The following is a 5,508-nucleotide window of genomic DNA, read 5'->3' as shown; positions in this document are numbered from 1 at the left end:
TGGTACTGCGTAAAAGTGGGAGAGTAGATAGCTGCCGTTTTAGAAGCGAAAGCGAAGTGAAGAGGAGTTAGTTCATTTGAACTGACTCCTTTTTCTGTTTATAGGGTGGAGTGTGTGGAAACTATGGATAGAGAATACAAAAAAGAGCCGACAGTCTGGGAAAACCGTCGGCTCTTTTTATGGAAATACTTACGTTATTTCTTAATATTGTCTTTCCAGAATCCATGCATCCTGGAAGTTGGGAGCGTATTTAGCTTTGATAGCATCGCGGCTGTCAGCAGCATCTGCTTTATCATTGAAGCTGGCAACGATTACACGCAGCATACCTTGTTCGTTTTCTCCTAAAACTGCGTTATATCCGTCATTTTGCATACGTTCTTTCAGAGCATAAGCGTTTGTTTTGTTTTTAAAACTACCGATGACAACACTGAAACGTTTCAGTCTGGTAGCGTCTTCACCTTGTGCGGCATTAATTCTTTCTGCACGTGTGCTGACATTGGAAGTTCTCGGTTTTGACACCGGAGTTACTTCTTCAACCACTTCTGCCTCTTCAACCACTTCTACCGGAGCTGTTGATTCTTTTTCCTTTGCTTGTTCGTAAGCTGCCTTATACGCACTCTGTTTAGGTTTACAAGACCCCATTGCTAAAACCATACATATGGAGGCTCCAAATAACCAAATCTTATTCATACTGTTCAGTTCTTAAATTAATAGGACAAAGATATAAATTATATTTTGTACTTTCGTACCCAAAACACAATATATTATAAACTACATGAATAAATCTATCGGAACAATGGTTATGGCAACATCCTTATTATTTGGAGCTTGTAGTAATAAAGATGTAAACGTTAACGTAGACGTAAAGGTAAAAGCGGAAAATATTATCGGACGTTCGGATATTCAGATTAAAGACGGACGGATGACTCCGGAAGCTTTGTGGGCAATGGGACGTATCGGAGGAATGAATGTTTCGCCGGATGGGAAAAAGGTTGTATATACTGTAGCCTATTACAGTGTACCGGAAAACAGAAGTAATCGCGAAGTCTTTGTTATGAATGCAGACGGGACGGATAACAAGCAGATTACAAAAACAGCTTATTCGGAAAACGAAGCTGTCTGGATTAAAGGAGGAACGAAAATAGCATTCCTTTGTAACGAAAGTGGTAGCAGTCAGCTTTGGGAGATGGATCCGGACGGAAGCCACCGTAAACAGTTATCTAAATACGATGGCGATATCGAAGGCTTTGCCTTCTCTCCGGACGAAAAGAAAGTCTTGTTTATCTCACAGGTAAAAACGGTGAAAAGCACAGCTGACAAATATCCGGATTTGGATAAGGCAACTGGTATCATTGTAACGGATTTAATGTATAAACACTGGGATGAATGGGTGACAACAGCTCCGCATCCTTTTGTAGCGGATTTTGACGGAAAGGCAATCAGTAACCCTGTCGACATCATGGAGGGCGAACCGTTTGAAAGCCCGTTGAAGCCGTTTGGCGGCATTGAACAACTGGCGTGGAATACGACCTCCGATAAGGTTGCCTATACGAGCCGTAAGAAGACAGGCAAGGAATATGCACTGTCCACTAATTCGGATATTTATGTATATGACCTGAAGACCAAGCAGACTACCAATATCAGCGAGGGTATTATGGGTTATGACACCAATCCCCAATATTCTCCTGACGGGAAGTATATTGCCTGGCAGAGTATGGAACGCGACGGGTATGAATCTGATCAGAACCGTCTGATGGTGATGAATCTGGAAACAGGTGAAAAGACTTTTGTCAGCAAAGATTTTGATTCCAATGTTGACGGCTTTGTCTGGAGTGCAGACGCAAAGACTCTTTATTTCACGGGTGTATGGCATGGTGAAGCGCAGGTCTATAAGATCGATCTGACGGATGGTAACAAGATTACTCCGCTTACATCCGGTATGTACGATTATGCTGGCGTTGCCCTTTTGGGTGAGAATAAGTTGATCGCACAACGTCACTCATTGAGCATGGGGGATGAAATCTATTCAATCGATTTGGCTGATAACAACAAAGTCACTCAGTTGACAACCGAAAATAAGCAGATCTACGATCAACTGGCAATCGGCAAGGTCGAAGGCCGCTGGATGAAGACAACCGATGGCAAGCAGATGCTTACGTGGGTGATCTATCCGCCTCATTTCGATCCGAACAAGAAGTATCCGACTTTGTTGTTCTGTGAGGGCGGTCCACAAAGCCCGGTAAGCCAGTTCTGGTCTTATCGCTGGAATATGCAGATTATGGCAGCCAACGATTATATTGTGGTAGCTCCGAACCGTCGTGGTCTTCCGGGATTCGGTATGGAATGGAACGAACAGATCAGCGGCGACTATGGCGGCCAGTGTATGAAAGACTATTTTACGGCTATCGACGAGATGGCAAAAGAACCGTTTGTAGACAAAGACCGCTTAGGTTGCGTAGGAGCAAGCTTCGGAGGATTCTCCGTTTACTGGCTGGCAGGTCATCACGACAAACGTTTCAAGGTGTTTATCGCTCACGACGGTATATTCAATATGGAAATGCAATATCTGGAAACAGAAGAAATGTGGTTTGCCAACTGGGATATGGGAGGCGCTTATTGGGAAAAGCAGAATGCTACGGCACAGCGCACGTTTGCCAATTCACCGCATTTGTTTGTTGACAAATGGGATACCCCAATCCTCTGCATTCATGGCGAGAAAGACTATCGTATCCTGGCTAATCAGGGAATGGCAGCCTTTAATGCGGCTGTCCTTCGCGGTGTGCCGGCCGAATTGTTGATCTATCCGGATGAAAACCACTGGGTATTGAAACCGCAGAACGGCGTGCTCTGGCAGCGTACTTTCTTTGAATGGTTGGATATGTGGCTGAAGAAATAAGAGCTTTTGAGGAATAATAAAAAAGGATGTGTCACTTCACTTTGAAGTACACATCCTTTTTTGTTTTTATCAGGCAATTGTGATTTCCGGATCCAAATATACATCTTGTATGGTATGCAGCAATTCCACTCCGTCTTTCATCGGGCGCTGGAACGCCTTACGTCCGCTGATCAGCCCCATACCGCCGGCCCGTTTATTGACTACGGCAGTAAAGACGGCATCTTTCAAATCGGAAGCCCCGTGGGATTCTCCACCGGAATTGATCAGGCCGACGCGTCCCATGTAGTTGTTTGCAACCTGGTAACGGCAAAGGTCGATCGGATGTTCTGTGGCCAGCTCCGTGTACATTTTCTGGTGGATCTTCCCGAATTTGATAGCTGTAAATCCACCGTTGTTTTCCGGTAGCTTTTGCTTTACAATGTCTGCTTTTATTGTGACACCCAGGTGATTAGCCTGTCCTGTCAGGTCGGCAGCTGCATGGTAGTCCACATTATCTTTCTTAAATTCGTTGTTACGCAGGTAGCACCATAAAACAGTTGCCATTCCTAACTCATGCGCATATTCGAAGGCTTCGGACACTTCGATCAATTGTCTTCTGCTCTCTCCCGAACCAAAGTAAATGGTTGCGCCGACAGCGGCAGCCCCCATGTTCCAGGCCTCTTTCACTGTGCCGAACATAATCTGGTTGTATGAATTAGGATAAGTCAGCAATTCATTATGATTCAGCTTTACCAGGAAGGGGATCTTGTGTGCATATTTGCGTGCGACAGAACCTAAAATCCCGAATGTGGAAGCGACGGCATTACAACCGCCCTCGATTGCCAGTTTGACAATATTTTCAGGATCGAAATAGATCGGGTTCGGAGCGAATGAAGCGCCTGCCGTATGTTCGATATCCTGGTCTACCGGCAGGATGGAGACATATCCCGTATTTGCCAGTCTTCCGTTACCTAACAACCGTTGGAGGTTGTTCAATGTCTGGATATTCCGATCCGAATTAATCCATATATCGTCTATGACAGACGGGGATGGAGTATGTATAAGCGATTTGTCGATTGTTTTGCATGTGTGCTGCAGCAAGAACTCGCCCTCTTCGCCCAGCAAGTTGATAATCTTAGATGTATCCATAATATATAAGTTTTTGAAATTATAACATTGGGTGTCGGAGATAAGTTTCATAGTTTTTATCAATTAACAGATAGAATAAATTTATCAGGTTTTGTGTGGTATGTTTTCGAATGTTTCCATACATTTGCAAAGAACAAATAACGAGTGTTACAAGTATTTTACGATTATACAACCAATAAAAATTTTACAAAGATGAAAAAGAAATGGATTTGCACAGTTTGCGGTTATGTACATGAAGGTGATGAAGCTCCTGAATTCTGTCCTCAATGCAAACAGCCGAAGAGCAAATTTAAAGAATTAGTAGAAACAACCGGTGCATTGACTTTTGCCGATGAACACGTGATCGGTGTTGCTAAAGGTTGTGATGAAGAAATGATTAAAGACCTGAACGCTCATTTTATGGGCGAATGTACGGAAGTCGGGATGTATCTGGCTATGAGTCGTCAGGCTGATCGTGAAGGCTATCCTGAAGTAGCTGAAGCTTTCAAACGCTATGCTTGGGAAGAAGCAGAACATGCTGCCAAGTTTGCCGAACTGTTGGGTGATGTCGTTTGGGACACAAAGACTAACCTGGAAAAACGTAAAGATGCAGAATGCGGCGCTTGCGAAGATAAGAAACGTATTGCTACTCGTGCAAAACAGCTGAACCTGGATGCAATTCATGATACAGTTCATGAAATGTGCAAAGACGAAGCCCGCCACGGTAAAGGATTTGAAGGTTTATATAACCGTTATTTCAAATAATTCGCAAATTCGTTAACAAGCGGAAGGGTGTTCTTTTAGGAGAATACCCTTTTTATATGTGAAAAAAACGCGCATTAAAGGACAATGATATTAAATTTTCCCTACATTTGTACTCGCAAATGACGACCGAAGGAAAGCTGCCAGAGTGGTCGATCGGGCCGCACTCGAAATGCGGTGTACGGGTAACTGTACCGGGGGTTCGAATCCCTCGCTTTCCGCTTAATAATCGACAAAACAATCAAGTCCTGCAAATTGAATGATTTGTGGGACTTTTTTATTCTTTCAAATAGTGGAAGTCTTTTCTTTTTTTACGGCCCTAAAAATACTATTATATTGATCGTGTATTGACCCTTAATTTCTCTCATAAATATTCTAAAGTTCTCCAATAATACTAAATAAGTCGCATCTTTATGTGGCTCATTTGTAGTTAAAACAACTTTTCATAATTTTATCCCCTATATGAAAAACGTCTGCGTAAAAAAGGTAGAAACGAAACGTGAAATGAACGATTTCGTGAAGTTTGCAGGGCAGTTATATGATAATTGCCAATACTACGTACCCGACTTGGATATGGATATTATGAACTCATTCAATCCAAGTAAAAATGCAGGGCTGGAATATTCCGAAATACAGCCCTTTATAGCATATAATGCCACAGGAAAACGGCTCACCCGATATTTCTTGGGGGTAGCTCTTTTACAGGATCACCCCGGAAAGTTGTGGAGAAAGCAAAAAATAAT

General features: G+C 43.0%; 4 protein-coding genes, 1 tRNA gene and 1 pseudogene. 4 read left to right on the top strand and 2 right to left on the bottom strand.

The genetic code is table 11. From position 1 onward, the window contains the following. Positions 1-201: 201 nt before the first annotated feature. Positions 202-690 carry an SPOR domain-containing protein gene (locus DWU89_RS20115; protein ID WP_115501408.1) on the bottom strand — a complete coding sequence of 163 codons (489 nt, stop codon included), beginning with the start codon at positions 688-690 and terminating at the stop codon, positions 202-204. Between the two features lie 85 nt (positions 691-775). On the opposite strand from DWU89_RS20115, the gene DWU89_RS20110 reads away from it, so the two are divergent. Continuing rightward, entirely contained in the window at positions 776-2,896 is a 2,121-nt protein-coding gene (locus DWU89_RS20110) for a S9 family peptidase (RefSeq protein ID WP_187574956.1), read from the top strand. A 69-nt stretch (positions 2,897-2,965) separates the two neighbouring features. Here DWU89_RS20110 and DWU89_RS20105 read toward each other — a convergent pair whose 3' ends face one another. Continuing rightward, positions 2,966-4,024, bottom strand: coding sequence for a class I fructose-bisphosphate aldolase (locus tag DWU89_RS20105; protein ID WP_115501410.1), 1,059 nt, complete (start codon positions 4,022-4,024; stop codon positions 2,966-2,968). Between the two features lie 192 nt (positions 4,025-4,216). On the opposite strand from DWU89_RS20105, the gene DWU89_RS20100 reads away from it, so the two are divergent. From DWU89_RS20100 to DWU89_RS20090, 3 genes and pseudogenes are all read left to right on the top strand, one after another. Further along, positions 4,217-4,768 (top strand): NADH peroxidase, encoded by a 552-nt coding sequence (locus tag DWU89_RS20100; RefSeq protein ID WP_115501409.1) that lies wholly within the window; start codon positions 4,217-4,219, stop codon positions 4,766-4,768. 131 nt (positions 4,769-4,899) lie between these two features. After that, positions 4,900-4,986 (top strand) — tRNA-Ser (locus DWU89_RS20095). A 241-nt stretch (positions 4,987-5,227) separates the two neighbouring features. After that, positions 5,228-5,508 (top strand): annotated as a pseudogene (locus tag DWU89_RS20090) (N-acetyltransferase); the annotation flags it as partial.

It is taken from the genome of Parabacteroides acidifaciens (assembly GCF_003363715.1).
Classification (GTDB): domain Bacteria; phylum Bacteroidota; class Bacteroidia; order Bacteroidales; family Tannerellaceae; genus Parabacteroides; species Parabacteroides acidifaciens.
The sequence above is the reverse complement of the archived record's forward strand: the minus strand, read 5'-3'. Positions and strand labels throughout refer to the sequence as shown.

Coding starts and splice junctions, on each gene's coding strand:
- DWU89_RS20115 (WP_115501408.1), bottom strand. CDS start 690: ATGAATAAGATTTGGTTATTTGGAGCCTCCATATGTATGGTTTTAGCA.
- DWU89_RS20110 (WP_187574956.1), top strand. CDS start 776: ATGAATAAATCTATCGGAACAATGGTTATGGCAACATCCTTATTATTT.
- DWU89_RS20105 (WP_115501410.1), bottom strand. CDS start 4,024: ATGGATACATCTAAGATTATCAACTTGCTGGGCGAAGAGGGCGAGTTC.
- DWU89_RS20100 (WP_115501409.1), top strand. CDS start 4,217: ATGAAAAAGAAATGGATTTGCACAGTTTGCGGTTATGTACATGAAGGT.